A 14,542-nucleotide genomic window follows, 5' to 3' on the forward strand; every position below is an offset into this window, starting at 1 on the left:
TGTTCCAGGATCAGCGCAGTTTCGGATTCAGGGCATCACGCAGCCAGTCACCCAGCAGGTTGACCGACAGCGCCAGTACCAGCAGTGTCAGGCCCGGGAAGATAGTGATCCACCACTCGCCGGAGAACAGATAGTCCTGCCCGATACGGATCAGTGTGCCCAGGCTGGGCTGGGTCGCCGGCACGCCCACGCCGAGAAAGGACAGGGTGCTTTCCAGAATGATGGCCAGCGCCAGACCAATGGTGGCAATGACCAGTATCGGGCCGGTGACGTTGGGCAGAATGTGCTTGAGCAGGATGCGGTGCGCCGGCACGCTGAACAGACGCGCGGCCTGCACGTATTCCTTGTTCTTTTCGGCCATGGTGGAGCTGCGCACGGTGCGTGCATACTGCACCCAGTCACTGAGACCGATGGCCAGAATCAGCACATAGATGGCCATCTGGTCCTGCTGCTGCGGCGGAATCACACCGCGCATGACCCCGAATATCATCAGCGCCACCAGAATGGCCGGAAAGCTCAGCTGCACGTCGGCCACGCGCATGATCAGGCTGTCGACCCAGCCGCCCTTGTAGCCGGCCAGCAGGCCCAGACCCACGCCCAGAATCATGGCAAAGGCGACGGCGGAAAAGCCGACCAGCAGCGAGATGCGGGCGCCATACAGTATGGCCGAGAACACATCGCGGCCCTGGCTGTCGGTGCCGAGAATAAAGGTGTCGCCGGTGAACTCGTTGGCGCTGAACGGTGGCGTAAAACCATTCATCAGGTTCAGCGAGGCCGGGTCAAACGGTGTGTGCGGGGCGATCCAGGGCGCCAGCACGGCGGCCAGGACAATGATCACGGTCAGCACAAAGGACACGATCACAACAGGCTTGCGCAGAAAGCTGTACAGCAGATCACTGTCCAGAATACGGCGCCAGAGTGAGGGTCGCAGTGGCTGATCCCCGGCGGTTTGCTCAGTAGTCATGGGTTCAGTTCCTTGGTTCACTCAGGGCTTCAGTGTTTGGTGGCCCGCAGTCGCGGGTCCACAACAAAGTACAGAACATCAACAATCAGGTTGATGACGACGAATACCAGCGCGATCAGCACCAGGTAGGCGGACATCATGGGCACGTCGACAAACCGAATGGCGTTGATGAACAGCAGGCCAACGCCAGGCCACTGGAAGACGGTTTCCGTGATGATCGCAAAGGCGATGATGGTACCCAGTTGCAGGCCAGTGATGGTGATCACCGGCAGCAGGGTATTTTTCAGCGCATGGTGGAAATGAATGGAGCGCTGCGCCAGGCCTCGGGCCCGGGCAAACTTGATGTAGTCGGTGCGCAGCACCTCCAGCATCTCGGCGCGCACCAGACGCATGATCAAGGTCAGTTGGAACAGGCCCAGAGTGATTGCGGGCAGAATCAGCGATGCGCGTCCCGAGGGTGTCAGCAGGCCGGTGGTCCACCAGTCGCTGATGCGTACGACCTGGCCGCGCCCGAAAGAGGGTAGCCAGCGCAATTCCACGGCAAAAATATAAATCAGCAGAATACCGATCAGAAAGGTCGGCAGTGACACCCCGATCAGCGATACGGTCATGATGAAATTGCTGAGTACGCCGCTGCGTTTGAGTGCCGTGTAGACACCCAGCCCTATGCCCATGCTGAGAGCAAAGAAGGCAGAAATCATGGCCAGTTCCAGAGTGGCCGGCAGGCGTTCGGCGATCACCGCAGACACCGGACGTGCCATGCGATAGGAAATGCCGAAATTGCCCTGGGCAGCGTTGCCGACAAAGCGCATGAACTGAATCGGTATAGGGTCGTTCAGGCCCAGTCGTTCACGCAGTTCGGCCCGTTCCTGAGCGGAGGCTTCCTGGCCCACCATATTGTTGATGGGGTCACCCACAAACTGAAACAGACTGAATGCGATAAAGGCGACCACGAGCATGACGACGATAGACTGTATCAGTCGTCGGATCAGCATCGCGAGCATGGCGGGAGATCCTCTGAAAAACGGCGTGTTGAGTCATGAAGGCGGCGCCGATGAACCCGGCACCGCCTTGTTTATAATAATGGAATAAGCTGACTGCTCCCGCAGGAGCAGTCAGAGTACCTCACTCGAAAGTCAGGTATTTGATCATGGGTTGATCTTCCGGGTGAACGTCCATGACAACATCGCTGCGCATGGCCCAGTTCAGTACCTGATGGTGAATCGGCAGATAGACGACTTCTTCCTGCGCAATGCGCCAGGCCTGAGCAATCAGCTCGTTGCGGCGCTCCAGGTCGGTCTCGGTCGGCAACTGACGTGACAGGGCGTCGAACTCTTCGTTGGACCAGCCAGTGAAGTTCCAGGCACCGCTGTTGTCAGTCTTGGTTTCGAGCAGGAAGTCGAAGACATAGTGGCTGTCCAGCGTCGGAACACCCCAGCCCAGCAGGTAGAAGTCCAGCTCACCGTTCTGCAGTTCGGCGAAGTGAATGCTGTTCGGGCGAGCGTTCAGGTTCACCTGCACACCGATCTGACCCAGCATGCCGGTGACGGCCTGGCAGATGCCTTCGTCTTCGATGTAGCGGTCATTGGTACAGGTCATGGTGACGCTGAAACCATCTTCATAACCGGCTTCGGCCATCAACTCGCGTGCCCGGGCAGTGTTGGTGCCGGTGACGCGATCCAGCTCTTCTTCATAACCGTTGACGAAGGAAGGCGCGATCATGCCGGCCGGTGCAGACTGACCACGCATGACGATGCGCTGGATGGCGTTGCGATCAATGGCGAGATCCATGGCCTGACGGACGCGACGGTCGGCAAACGGGTTTTCACCCTGGATGTTGCTGGTGCGCAGTTCGCTGCGGCCCTGATCCATGCCGAAGAAGATGCTGCGGTTCTGGGGGGCATTGCGTACCACGATGTCATTGGCGGCCTGCAGACGGTTCACGTCCTGTACCGGCGGATCCTGCAGGAAGTCGATTTCACCGGACAGGATGGCGGCGGCACGAGTGGAGCCGGACTGGATCGGCGTAAAGACGATGCGGCTGACTTCCAGCGGGTACTGGTCCATGCCCCAGAAGTCTTCGAACAGTTCCATTTCGGTGCGCACGTCGGCTTCACGGCTGACCAGGCGGTAGGGGCCGGTGCCATTGGCGTTACGTACGGCGTAGTTTTCTTCACCGCCAGAGTAGTCCTGCACCTCGGTGACATTGTTGGCTTCCGCCCATTCCCGGCTCATGATGAACAGGTTGGTCAGATTGTTGGCCAGCAGCGGGTTCGGACCATCGGTGCGCATGCGCACGGTGTAGTCGTCCTCGGCCCAGATCTCGACAATGGTGTTGATCAGGGGGCGCATGTCTGAATTGGGCTGCAGCGCCCGCTCGAAAGAGAAAACGACGTCATCGGCGGTCAGTGACTGGCCTTCATGGAAGGTCACGCCTTCACGCAACTGGAACTCCCAGACTTCCGGGTCGTCATCGAGAATGTACCAGTCGGTGGCCAGGCCTGCGGTTTGGGCGCCGGTGTGGTCGGAGTAGATCAGTGAGTCGTAAACCTGGTGGGAAATGGTATGAGTCTGGCCGTGGTTTTGGGCGTGCGGGTCGAAGGTCAGGGAGTCGCCTACGTTGGCCCAGCGCAGGGTTTCTGCGGACACGGCGGTGGATAGCGCCAGTGCCGTGGCGGCTACACCGCTGACAACGGCTCTCAGAGTAATGGTCATGCTACGTTTCCTCTATTTTTTGATGTCTTGCTTCAATGCGGCTTGCAAAGGGTGCCGGGCAAGCACATCCCGATATTTTTGTTGTATTCAGAACGGGTTGCGTGTCACTTGTTTATGCAACCTGCACATTAGGCCGGGTCCGGGTGCAGGTCGTCAAGGCAAGTACCCGCCCAACCCCGGATGGCGGTTTTCGGCCGTGTAATCCCTGGTTTACGGGTTACGGCGGCCTCCTGTACCCTGTGTTCCAAATCGGCAGCCACTTGAAATATGGGTGCCACAGACAAGTTAAGCACGAATATCGGAGTTGTCCATGAGCCAGCAGCTTTCAGACCTTGATCTTAGCCTAGACGCCAACAATCTTTACCGGGATGAGGTCATTACTGACCTGCGTGCCGGCACTCTGCGTCAGTTGACGCCGGTGACGGTGAACGGCGAGCGTGATGAAAATCGGGCAATTCGCTTCCACGGTCAGACCCAGATCATGACCCAGGCCGGCGCGCTGCCGGTGAACTTCGATATCGAGGCGGACAGCCTCGAAGAGGCGGTGGAGAAATTCGGCGCGGCTGCCAGGCAGGGCATGGAAGACACCATCAAGCAGATCGAAGAGATGCGCCGCGAGCAGGCCTCTTCCATCGTCGTGCCCGGGCAGGAAGGCGGTGGTTTCGGCGGTGGACAGGGCGGAGGCAGCGGCCTCAAGTTCTGAGCTGCCGCATCCGCCGCCTGAACCACCTGTGGGCTGTGGCCCTTGGCCACGCATGGCGTCGCCAGAGGCCTTTGGCCTGTTTGCCTGCCGATCCACTGTAACCCTCTGCCAACCCGCCGTGGTCGGGGTACTGGGTTTGCAGACACGCAAAAACTCGTATCAGGCCCGTCCCTGGGCCTGACCCTGCGGGCTCGCTGCGCTCGTGCAAAATTGCTCCCAGCAATTTTGTCCCTGACAGCTCGGTTGCGGCCATCCCTGGCCGCAAACGGTCTGCTCACCCAGTACCCACTCCCGGCGACCGCACCTGCAGTGACATCGTTTAAAACGCACCTTGCACAAGATGGCGTAGTAAGGACATTCAAGTGCGATCGGCCACGGGGTGGCCTCCTACGAAGGGTGGTGCCGGAAGAGTCGCCTGCCGGGTGCATGCACTGTGAGACCGTCTCCGCACAGGGATGTGTGGAGTCGAGCTGTCAGGGACGACGTTTTTTGCGTGTCTCACAGGCATGTACCCGAGCGTGGCGGCGGTCCGCTGGGCACAACATTGGAAGGGCCCTTAGGAAGATGGCGCCCGTGCGTGGCCAAGGGCCACAGCCCACACAAGGGCTGGGAGGCTCGGTTGGAGTCGCAGGCTGGGTGCTCACCGTCGACTGTCTACTGTCGACTATAGTCGTCAGTGAAACCGGTCAAGCACGATGGTTTCCTGCGCTTCCATCAGCGCCTCGGCGCGCAGCATGTGCTCGCGCATGATCTGGCGCACGGCAGGCTCGTCTTCGCGTTTCAGCGCTTCCAGCAACTGCATCTGATAATGCTTGCCCGTCTCCCAGAGCTCGGGATTCGGCAGGTCATAGATGTCGTGGCACAGGCGCAGGTTTTTCAGTAACCCGAGCAGAAAGTGGCAGGTGAAGGAAAGGATCGGGTTGGGGCACAGCGACACCAGCACCTCATGAAAGCTCAGCTCGGCCAGGCGGAAGTTGTGCTCTTCCTCCTGTGTCGTCGGCGGCGCATGATAGATGGTCATGGTGGTCTGCAGACGATCGAAGTCTTCAGGTGTCAGACGCCCCACCACACTGGCCGCCATCTCCGGCTCCAGATGCACGCGCAACTGGTAGATGTCGTGGATGGTGATGTCCTTGAAATAGAAGTAGTTCGAGAGCAGTGACATGGCGTGATCAGGCGGCACGTCGGCCACAAAGGCACCGCCGCCCGGGCCGGTGCGAGTGACCACCAGGCCCTGGGATTCCAGGCCCTTGAGTGCCTCCCGGATGGTGCCCTTGCTGGCGTTGAACTGCTCCAGCAGGTCCTTCTCCTGCGGCAGTCGGTCGCCCGGCCGCAGCTGGTGTTCGGTGATCCAGTCCTTCAGGGCTTCCATGACGGAATCGGAACGCTTGCGTTCCCGGCGCGGTGCTCCTCCTGAGCCTGGGGCTGTCGGTCTGGTCATGATGTCGGGTCGGTACCTCAGTCTGCGGACTCACCGGCCGGATGATAACATGCCACCTGCTGCCCGTCCTGACGCCGGGTGTCCAGTTCCGGGTCGCTTTGTCTGCACTGTTCCGATGCGGCAGAGCAGCGCGGTGCGAAGGCACAGCCAGTGGGCGGATGAAAGGGATCCGGCAGTTCCGCATTGGCGGCTTCATCGGGCAGGGTGCCGTCGCGCGCGCCGGGCACACTGTCCAGCAGCAGCCGGGTGTAGTGGTGCTGCGGGTTGTCGAACAGGGCACGGGTCGAGCCTGTCTCCACAATGCGCCCGAAATACATCACCGCGACCCGATCACACAGGTTGCGTACCACACCCAGGTCATGGCTGATAAACACATAGGTCAGGTTGAACTGCCGGCGCAGGTCCTGCAGCAGATTGAGCACCTGAGCCTGGACCGACACATCCAGTGCCGACACCGGTTCATCCAGCACCAGCACCTCCGGCTCGGCCGCCAGCGCCCGGGCGATGCCGATGCGCTGCGCCTGACCGCCGGAGAACTCGTGCGGATACCGGTCCAGAAATTCCGGGCGCAGATTGACCGCCGCCATCAGCTCCTTGAGCCGTTCGGCGCGTTGGCTCTCGGTCATGCCGCGCAGGTAGTAGAGGGGTGCCGAAAGAATCTCGCGGATCGTCTTGCGCGGGTTCAGAGAGCTGATCGGGTCCTGAAACACATACTGGATCTTGCGCGCCAGCACAGTGCGCTTGATTGGCTTGCCCGGCTCCGCCAGCGGTTCCTCGCGCAGCGTGATGCGGCCCTCGGTCGGTGATTCCAGGCCGACCAGCATGCGCGCCACGGTCGACTTGCCGCAGCCGGACTCACCGACAATGCCCAGTATCTCGCCCGGTCTGACCTCGAAGGAGAGGCCGCGCACTGCGTGCACGGCCGGCAGCGGGCGGCCCAACAGGGAGCGCCCACCGCCAAATTGCTTGATCAGGTCGGTGACCTGCAGCGCCGTTTTCGTGGTATCAACAGGGGCGCCGGTTTCGGTAGCCATAGTCATGCGCTGACCTCCCGTGCAAAAATGCAACGTGCCTGATGGCGTTCGTTCAGGGTGTCCAGTTCAATGGGCGCGGCCCGGCACTGGTCCGTGACCTGGTCGCAGCGGTCGGCAAACTTGCAGCCCACCGGCAGGTTGCTGACCTGCGGCGGCAGGCCGGGGATTTCCGCCAGTCGGCCACCCTCGTAGTCAACACTGGGCACACAGCCGATCAGGCGTCGGGTGTAGGGGTGCGCCGGTCTGGCCAGAATCTCCTCGACCGGGCCGATCTCGACGATTTCACCGGCATACATTACCGCTACCCGATGGCAGATCTGCTTGACCACCCCGAAGTCGTGGGTGATGAACATCAGGCTGGCCTGCTTCTGCTCGCGCAGTCGGTTGAGCAGTTTCAGTATCTGCGCCTGCACCGTCACATCCAGCGCTGTGGTGGGTTCATCGGCAATGATCAGTTGCGGATCATTGGCCAGCGCCATGGCAATACTGACGCGCTGGCGCATACCCCCGGAGAGCTGATGCGGATAGGACTTCGCCCGCCGCGCTGCGTTGGGCATGCGGACTTCCTCCAGCCGTCTGACCGCTTCCTGCCAGGCGGCCCGATAGCTCAGCGGCCGATGTGCCCGTAGGGCTTCTACCAGTTGATCACCGACCGTGAACAGTGGGTGTAGGGTCGACAGCGGGTCCTGAAAGATGTAAGCCAGTTCACCGCCGCGATAGCCCCGCAGTACCGGGTCGGAGACACCGAGCAGGTTCTGGCGCTGATAGTTGACCTGTCCGTTCTGGATGATGCCGGGCGGCGAAGCCACCAGCCCCAGCAGCGACATGGCGGTGACCGACTTGCCGGAACCGGATTCACCAATGATACCCAGACACTCACCGGGCTCGATATGGAAGGTGGGGCCGTTGACGGCCTGATGCACCTGGCCGTCCAGATGAAACTCGGTGCGCAGGTTGTCGACTTCCAGCAGGCCCTTGGGCTCTCCCGTTGGCTGCTGGCGTGCCGCAGGTGCGGTACGGGTACGCGCTGCCGGACGGCGCAGGGCGCCGGCTTTCAGGCGCGGGTCCAGGGCATCGCGCACGCCGTCACCGAGCAGATTGATGCTCATTACCAGCAGGAAGATCATCAGGCCGGGAATGGTGGCCACATGGGGGGCAGTCGAAATCAGCCGCCGGCCCTCGCCCAGCATGGAACCCAGATCCGCCTGAGGTGGCTGCGCGCCAAGGCCGAGGAAGGACAGGCCGGCCGTCTCCAGAATCATCCAGCCGACGGTGGTCGACATGGTGATCACGATGACGGGCAGCACATTGGGCAGAATCTCGGTGAGCAGAATCCTGGCGTGCCCCTTGCCGGACAGCAGGGCCGCGTCAACAAACTCCCGGTTGCGCAGGGTCACGGTGACCCCGCGCACATTCCGGGCAAAGAAGGGGATGTTCACAATGGCGATGGCATAGAGGGCATTGAGCAGACCCGGCCCCAGCACGGCGACAATGGCCAGGGCCAGCAGGATGTAGGGGAAGGCCATGACCATGTCGATGCCGCGCATCAGGATGTTGTCGACATGGCGGCCGAAATAGCCAGCCAGTATGCCGAGTATGGAGCCGACCGTGGCGGCCACGAGAGTAGCGGAAATACCGACTGACAGTGACACCCGGGTGCCCCAGAGTATGCGCGCCAGAATATCGCGCCCCAGATGGTCGGTACCCAGCAGGTGACCGTCAGACCCCGGCGGCAGCAGGCGATTGCCCAGCGCGGTCTGATTGGGGTGATGCAAAGGCAGCCAGGGCGTGATCAGGGCCAGAATACAGACCGCGATCAGTACAATCAGGCCGGCTGCGGCCAGCCGATTGCGCAGCAGCAGTTGCAGCGGCGAGGTACGGCTGTGGCGGTGGCCGAACCAGCGGGCGAGGGGCAGGGCGTTGCTTATATTCATGAAGCGGCTCATGCGGTCACCCTCGGGTCCAGAATGAATTGCACCACGTCGGCGAGCAGGTTGAACACCACATAGGCCGCTGCCACGATCAGCACGCCGCCCTGTACCAGCAGCAGATCACGCTGGGAGATGGCATTGACCAGCATGCTGCCGATACCGGGCCACTGGAATACGGTTTCCACATAGACGGCACCGCCGAGCACGAAGCCAGCCTGGATGCCGATCACCGGCACCACGCTGACCATGGCTGCCTTGAACGCATGGCGGTAGATGACCCGACGCTCATGCAGGCCCTTGGCGCGGGCGGTGCGGATATAGTCCTGACGCAGCACTTCCAGCATGCTGGCGCGGGTCAGGCGGGCAATGACGCCGGTGGCGATAAAGGCCAGCGTCGAGGCCGGCAGAATCAGGTGGCGCAGCAGGTCGAGCAGGCCGCCACCGCCCCACATGGAATACATGCCGCTGGCCGGCAGCCAGCGCAGATCAACGGCGAAGAACATGATCAGCAACAGGCCCAGCCAGAAGGCGGGCATCGAGATGCCGATCAGCACAATGAAGGTGATCATCTTGTCGGCCAGGCCGTACTGGCGGCTGGCGGAGATGATGCCGGCCAACAAGCCGAAGATGGAGCACAGCACCAGAGCGGTGCCGGCGAGAATCAGGGTGGCGCCAAAGCGCTCGGTAATGATGTCGAGCACAGCGCGGTTCTGGGCGTAGGAGCGGCCGAAATCGCCCTGCAGAATATTGGTCAGCCAGGTGATGTACTGCATGGGCAGTGGCTGGTCCAACCCCAGTTGGGTATTGATGCGGGCCACATTGTCGGGTGTCGCGTAGGCGCCCAGAATGGCCTGTGCCGGATCACCGGGAATCAGTGCCATGATCAGAAAGACGATGATGCTCAGCCCGAACAGCACCGGGATCATGAGCAACAGGCGCTTGCCAATATAGCGCCAGAGCTGGGTATGCATGACAGGCTCTCCCTGTGATCGGCAGATTGAACAACGAGACGGGTCTGGCGCGGTCAGTGACCGGCCAGACCCGTTTCAGGGTGCCTTACGGCTTGCTCACATCCCGCAGTTCCAGCAGGAAGGACGGCTGCAGACGGAAGTTCTGCACCTGGTCCGTGGCCACGGCATTCTGCTGCCAGTTGGCAATGAACGCCCAGGGCGCGTCTTCATAGACGATTTCCTGCATGGCCTTGTACAGCTCGGCACGTTCTTCCAGATCCGTGCTCTGGCGGGCCCGGGTCAGCAACTCATCGACTTCCGGATTGCTGTAGTAGCCGGAGTTGAAGCCGCCTTCTTCAGGCCAGGCTTCGGTGCGCAGCGCCAGGAAGGGCAGGGTGTCCGGGTCATTGGTCATCCAGGCCATCTGGGCCATGTCGGCCTTGCCTTCGAGACCGGGGTTGACCAGGCCAAGAAAGGTATTCCACTCATAGGTCTCGATGCTGACATTGAGGCCGATGTCGTCCAGATCAGCCTGAATGGCGGCGCCCATGGACAGCGGGTCCAGCATGCCGGAGCCGCCTTCAGTGACATAGAAGGTCAGATCAGCGCCTTCGTAGCCGGCTTCGGCCAGCAGTTCACGCGCCCGCTCCGGGTCATGCGGATAGGGGTCCAGATCTTCATTGTAGGCCCAGTTGAAAGCCGGTGGAGTCGGGCCGGCAGCAACCGTGGCCGTGCCCTGCAGAACGTCATTGACCAGAGCCTCCTTGTCGATGGCGTAGTTGATGGCCTGCCGCACTTCGCGGCTCTGCATCGGGCCCTCCTTCATGTTGAGGATCAGGAACCAGAGGTGCGGACCGGCTTCCTCGTAGACCGTGAAACTGGCGTCATTGGCGAAGGTGGCAACATTGTCCGGTGGTACTTCCACCATCATGTCGATACCGCCGGCCATCATCTCGGCAACACGCGTGTTGGCATCGGTGATCGGACGGAAGATGACGGCCTCGAGATCCGGCGCACCTTCCCAGTAGTTGTCATTGCGGCTGACCGTTACCCGCGAATTGCTGACCCACTCCTCGAACTGGAACGGACCGGTGCCGGCCGGCGAGCGGCCCACATCTTCGCCGTGTTCACGCACGGCCTCGGGCGAAATGATCAGCCCGGTCGGGTAGGCCAGGTTGGACAGAAACGGCGCGAAGGGTTCGGACAGGTTGAAGGTCACTTCATGGTCGCCCGTGGCTTCCACGGTATCGACTTCACCGAAATAGAAGGCCAGCGGGAAGGGACCGGTGTCGTGGTAGGGGTGATTTTCATCCAGCATGCGTTCGAAGTTGAATACCACGGCTTCGGCATTGAACGGAGTTCCATCGTGGAACTCGACACCCTCGCGCAGTTGGAAGGTATAGGTGATGCCGTCGTCGCTGACATCCCAGCTTTCGGCCAGGGCGGGTTCGACTTCAAGCGTGCCGTCCGCATAGCGAACCAGGCCATCATAGATGTTGACCAGAATACGGAAGTCATTGACCGCAGTTACGGCGTGCGGGTCGAGGGACTGGGGTTCGGCAATCTGTCCGACCACCAGTACGTTGGGTGGCGTCTGCGCCCAGGCCAGCGAACTGGCCAGAGCCAGCGCAGCCAGTGCGGTGCGTTGAAGTTTTGCGCTCACGGTGTGGTGCCTCTCTGTGTTTTTCTTCTGAATAGTCCGGGCGATAGTGCCGGCAAGTGGATGCATTTTCGCTTGCAGTTCGGCCAGACTGACCTGAACAGATTTATCATTATAAATAGTTAGACGCAATAGTATTTATAGTGATAAATTGAACTGACAGTGCAGAGATAACAGACAAGAAGGTGATATGACCTATTCCATCATAGCCCATGATGCCGACCATGGCGCCATGGGCGTGGCGACGGCGACTGGCAGTGTGGCTGTCGGCGGTTTCGTGACTCATGCAAGAATCGGGGCAGGGGTCATTGCCACTCAAGGTGCATTTACCAACTGGCTGTATGGTGAGTGGGGCCTGAAGATGCTGGAAGACGGCTTCAATGCTGGCGCCGTGCGCGATGAACTGATACGCATGGACGGCGGTTCCGACTACCGCCAGGTGGTGGTGTGTGATCGCTGGGGCCAGACAGCTGGCCATACCGGCAGCGCCAATCTGGGGCAGATGGCGCACCATTGTGAGGACCACCTGGCTCTGGCCGGCAATATGCTGAGTGACGCGGCGGTGCTGCAGGTCATGCAGGCCTGCTATCTTGAGCGACCGGAGTTGCCCATGCATGAACGACTGCTGGCCGCTCTGCAGGCCGGCGAGCAGGCCGGGGGCGATTTTCGCGGTTCACACAGTGCATCACTCAAGGTGCTGTATCCGGATCAGCCGCCGGTTGATCTGCGTGTGGACTGGGCAGACCAGGACTGTACGCTGGCTCTGGAAGCGGTTTATCAGAAAACCAGAACACCTGCTTTTCAGGGGTTTCTGGCGGGTGTTCCTACCCCGTCCGAGCCCGATAAGCGGGGTCAGGTCAGTGATCAGGAGGTGGATCAATGAGTTCAATGGGCCGTGAGGCGATGACATTGCTGGATCAGGCGGCAACCTTTTCCGAGCCTGGTCCGGGCGTGACCCGGGTGCTCGGCTCGGCCGAGCATCAGGCGCTGCTGGTGGAAATGCGTCAGTGGTTCGAGAGCGCCGGTGCCGAGGTATCGCTGGATGGTGCGGGCAATCTGGTGGGGCGCTGGGCCGGTACAGATCCGAGCGCACGCACCCTGATCATCGGTTCGCACCAGGATACCGTGCGTCAGGGTGGCCGCTATGACGGCATCATGGGCGTGCTGTTGCCGCTGGTGGTATTGCAGCAGCGCCAGGCCGAAGGGCGGCCACTGCCCTACCCGGTGGAACTGGTCGCGTTCAGCGATGAAGAGGGCACCCGTTTCTCCTCTACCCTGGTGGGCTCGGCGGCGCTGGCCGGCACCTTTGACCCGACTCTGCTGCAGGCTACCGATGCCGACGGCGTGACCATGGAGCAGGCGCTGCGCGACCTGGGCGCTGATCCGGCCATCATTCCGGCGGCGGCACGGGACCCACAGCAGGTGTCCGGGTTTCTGGAATTGCATATCGAGCAGGGGCCGTTGCTGGAGGCAGAGAATCTGCCGGTCGGCATTGTGACTGCCATCACCGGCATAGAGCGCCATGATCTGCGTATCATCGGCAAGGCGGGTCATGCCGGTACCACGCCCATGCATCTGCGGCGAGATGCGCTGGTCGGTGCCAGTGAGGTGGTGCAGTTGCTGGATCAGCTGTGCCGGGACACCGATGAACTGGTCGGCGTAGTAGGCCAGTTGAAGGTGATTCCGGATGCGGTCAATGTCATTCCGGGTGCCGTCGAAATGAGCCTGGAATTGCGCTCACCGCAAACACGCATTCGGCGCCGGGCTCGGGACATCTTGCTGCAACAGATCGAACAGGCACTCAAGGCGCGCCATCTGGACTGGGAGCACCGGCTCAACTATGAGCAGACCGAGGTCAGTTGTTCGCCGCGCATTCAGTCGACCCTGGCCGCCGCAATACAGGATCAGGGGCTTGAGACGCGCTATCTGTTCAGTGGCGCCGGCCATGATGGCCTGGCCATGGAGAGTCTGACCGACATCGGCATGCTGTTCATGCGCTGCGAGGACGGCCTCAGCCATCACCCGGATGAAGCCGTGACGATAGATGACCTGGACGTGACGGCACAGACGCTGGACCGCTTTCTGGACCACTGGGCGGAGGCCAATCAGTGATCAAGCCTGATGCGCAGCGCCTGCTGAAAACGTTGCATGAACTGCTGCTGATCGACAGCCCGGTCGGTGCTACGGCAGCCATTGAAACCGACATGATGCGGCGCCTGGCCGCCTTCCCGGTGGCCGTCGAACAGGGCGCTCGCGGCAACGTGCTGGCCACCTGGGGGGAGGGGCCGCCCAGACGCGCCATAGCAGCCCACGTGGATACGCTCGGTGCCATGGTGCAGTCGGTACGCGCCAATGGGCGGCCGGAACTGACCCCACTCGGCACCTGGTCGGCACGCTTTGCCGAGGGCGCGCGCGCCACAGTGCGCACGGTGCACGGCGAGGTCCGGGGCACCATACTGCCCCTGCTGGCTTCAGGGCATGCCTGGAATGATGGAGTGGACCAGCAGCCCGTGGGCTGGCAGCAGGTGGAACTGCGGCTGGATGCGCCGGTGGCGACGCGGGAAGATGCCGTGGCGCTGGGTATACAGCCCGGCGATATCGTCTGCATCGATCCGCAGCCCGAGTTCCTGCCCAATGGCTATGTGGTCAGCCGGTTTCTGGACAACAAGGCTGCTCTGGCCTGTGTGCTGGAAGCGCTGCATGGCCTGCAGGAAGCCGGCATCACACCGGCTGTGCCGGCCTGCTTCGCGTTCACCAATGCCGAGGAGACCGGCCACGGAGCAGGCAACATGCTACCGCGCTCGGTAGAGGACCTGATCAGTGTCGATATTGCACCGGTGGCGTCCAACCAGGCCAGTGATGAGCAGCGGGCGACGCTGGGTTTCAAGGATGCCTCCGGGCCGCACAGCCTGACCTTGCTGACGCAGCTCGAAGAACTGGCCGCCGGGCAGAACATCCCCGTGGTGCGGGATGTGTTTCGCCACTATCACAGCGACTGCAGTTCGGTCATGAAAGCCGGTTATGACACCCGCACGGCTCTGGTGGGGTTTGGTACCGACAGCACCCATGGCCATGAACGGACGCATCTGAACAGCCTGCTGGCCGTGACCGCCTTGCTGACGGCCTGGCTGTGCAGCGCCTGAG

12 protein-coding genes are annotated in these 14,542 nt (G+C 61.6%); 4 read left to right on the top strand and 8 right to left on the bottom strand.

Annotated elements, in window-relative coordinates; all coding sequences use genetic code 11:
- Positions 1 to 10: 10 nt before the first annotated feature.
- The 3 genes from E4656_RS16545 to E4656_RS16555 form a co-directional block, all read right to left on the bottom strand.
- Positions 11 to 964 (bottom strand): ABC transporter permease, encoded by a 954-nt coding sequence (locus E4656_RS16545; RefSeq protein ID WP_135484420.1) that lies wholly within the window; start codon positions 962 to 964, stop codon positions 11 to 13.
- A 29-nt stretch (positions 965 to 993) separates the two neighbouring features.
- Entirely contained in the window at positions 994 to 1,968 is a 975-nt protein-coding gene (locus tag E4656_RS16550; RefSeq protein ID WP_135484421.1) for an ABC transporter permease, read from the bottom strand.
- A 121-nt stretch (positions 1,969 to 2,089) separates the two neighbouring features.
- Entirely contained in the window at positions 2,090 to 3,679 is a 1,590-nt protein-coding gene (locus E4656_RS16555; protein WP_135484422.1) for an ABC transporter substrate-binding protein, read from the bottom strand.
- A gap of 310 nt (positions 3,680 to 3,989) precedes the next feature.
- On the opposite strand from E4656_RS16555, the gene E4656_RS16560 reads away from it, so the two are divergent.
- Complete coding sequence (locus E4656_RS16560) at positions 3,990 to 4,382, top strand: hypothetical protein (RefSeq protein WP_135484423.1); 393 nt, start codon at positions 3,990 to 3,992, stop codon at positions 4,380 to 4,382.
- 673 nt (positions 4,383 to 5,055) lie between these two features.
- Here E4656_RS16560 and E4656_RS16565 read toward each other — a convergent pair.
- The 5 genes from E4656_RS16565 to E4656_RS16585 all read right to left on the bottom strand — a co-directional run bounded on the left by E4656_RS16565 (position 5,056) and on the right by E4656_RS16585 (position 11,401).
- On the bottom strand, positions 5,056 to 5,823 hold the full coding sequence (locus tag E4656_RS16565; protein WP_135484424.1) for a FadR/GntR family transcriptional regulator: 768 nt from the start codon (positions 5,821 to 5,823) through the stop codon (positions 5,056 to 5,058).
- A gap of 17 nt (positions 5,824 to 5,840) precedes the next feature.
- Complete coding sequence (locus E4656_RS16570) at positions 5,841 to 6,863, bottom strand: ABC transporter ATP-binding protein (RefSeq protein WP_205849251.1); 1,023 nt, start codon at positions 6,861 to 6,863, stop codon at positions 5,841 to 5,843.
- Positions 6,860 to 8,791 carry a dipeptide/oligopeptide/nickel ABC transporter permease/ATP-binding protein gene (locus E4656_RS16575; RefSeq protein WP_135484425.1) on the bottom strand — a complete coding sequence of 644 codons (1,932 nt, stop codon included), beginning with the start codon at positions 8,789 to 8,791 and terminating at the stop codon, positions 6,860 to 6,862. Before E4656_RS16575 ends, E4656_RS16570 begins: the two co-directional genes overlap by 4 nt.
- Positions 8,792 to 8,799: 8 nt before the next feature.
- Positions 8,800 to 9,759 carry an ABC transporter permease gene (locus tag E4656_RS16580; protein ID WP_135484426.1) on the bottom strand — a complete coding sequence of 320 codons (960 nt, stop codon included), beginning with the start codon at positions 9,757 to 9,759 and terminating at the stop codon, positions 8,800 to 8,802.
- Between the two features lie 85 nt (positions 9,760 to 9,844).
- Positions 9,845 to 11,401 carry an ABC transporter substrate-binding protein gene (locus E4656_RS16585; RefSeq protein WP_240754010.1) on the bottom strand — a complete coding sequence of 519 codons (1,557 nt, stop codon included), beginning with the start codon at positions 11,399 to 11,401 and terminating at the stop codon, positions 9,845 to 9,847.
- A gap of 187 nt (positions 11,402 to 11,588) precedes the next feature.
- Here E4656_RS16585 and E4656_RS16590 point away from each other — a divergent pair, with 187 nt between their 5' ends.
- Genes E4656_RS16590 through E4656_RS16600 form a run of 3 tightly spaced genes read left to right on the top strand, consistent with a single transcriptional unit; the run spans position 11,589 to position 14,541 of the window.
- Positions 11,589 to 12,281: a DUF1028 domain-containing protein gene (locus tag E4656_RS16590; protein ID WP_135484428.1), complete on the top strand. Its 693-nt coding sequence runs from the start codon at positions 11,589 to 11,591 to the stop codon at positions 12,279 to 12,281.
- Complete coding sequence (locus E4656_RS16595; protein ID WP_135484429.1) at positions 12,278 to 13,510, top strand: allantoate amidohydrolase; 1,233 nt, start codon at positions 12,278 to 12,280, stop codon at positions 13,508 to 13,510. The genes E4656_RS16590 and E4656_RS16595 overlap by 4 nt, the downstream gene beginning before the upstream one ends.
- Entirely contained in the window at positions 13,507 to 14,541 is a 1,035-nt protein-coding gene (locus E4656_RS16600; protein WP_135484430.1) for a M20/M25/M40 family metallo-hydrolase, read from the top strand. The genes E4656_RS16595 and E4656_RS16600 overlap by 4 nt, the downstream gene beginning before the upstream one ends.
- The last annotated feature ends 1 nt before the right edge of the window (position 14,542 follow it).

This window comes from Natronospirillum operosum (assembly GCF_004768465.1).
GTDB classification, from domain to species: domain Bacteria; phylum Pseudomonadota; class Gammaproteobacteria; order Pseudomonadales; family Natronospirillaceae; genus Natronospirillum; species Natronospirillum operosum.

Coding starts and splice junctions, on each gene's coding strand:
- E4656_RS16575 (WP_135484425.1), bottom strand. CDS start 8,791: ATGAATATAAGCAACGCCCTGCCCCTCGCCCGCTGGTTCGGCCACCGC.
- E4656_RS16595 (WP_135484429.1), top strand. CDS start 12,278: ATGAGTTCAATGGGCCGTGAGGCGATGACATTGCTGGATCAGGCGGCA.
- E4656_RS16590 (WP_135484428.1), top strand. CDS start 11,589: ATGACCTATTCCATCATAGCCCATGATGCCGACCATGGCGCCATGGGC.
- E4656_RS16545 (WP_135484420.1), bottom strand. CDS start 964: ATGACTACTGAGCAAACCGCCGGGGATCAGCCACTGCGACCCTCACTC.
- E4656_RS16565 (WP_135484424.1), bottom strand. CDS start 5,823: ATGACCAGACCGACAGCCCCAGGCTCAGGAGGAGCACCGCGCCGGGAA.
- E4656_RS16555 (WP_135484422.1), bottom strand. CDS start 3,679: ATGACCATTACTCTGAGAGCCGTTGTCAGCGGTGTAGCCGCCACGGCA.
- E4656_RS16560 (WP_135484423.1), top strand. CDS start 3,990: ATGAGCCAGCAGCTTTCAGACCTTGATCTTAGCCTAGACGCCAACAAT.
- E4656_RS16550 (WP_135484421.1), bottom strand. CDS start 1,968: ATGCTCGCGATGCTGATCCGACGACTGATACAGTCTATCGTCGTCATG.
- E4656_RS16570 (WP_205849251.1), bottom strand. CDS start 6,863: ATGACTATGGCTACCGAAACCGGCGCCCCTGTTGATACCACGAAAACG.
- E4656_RS16580 (WP_135484426.1), bottom strand. CDS start 9,759: ATGCATACCCAGCTCTGGCGCTATATTGGCAAGCGCCTGTTGCTCATG.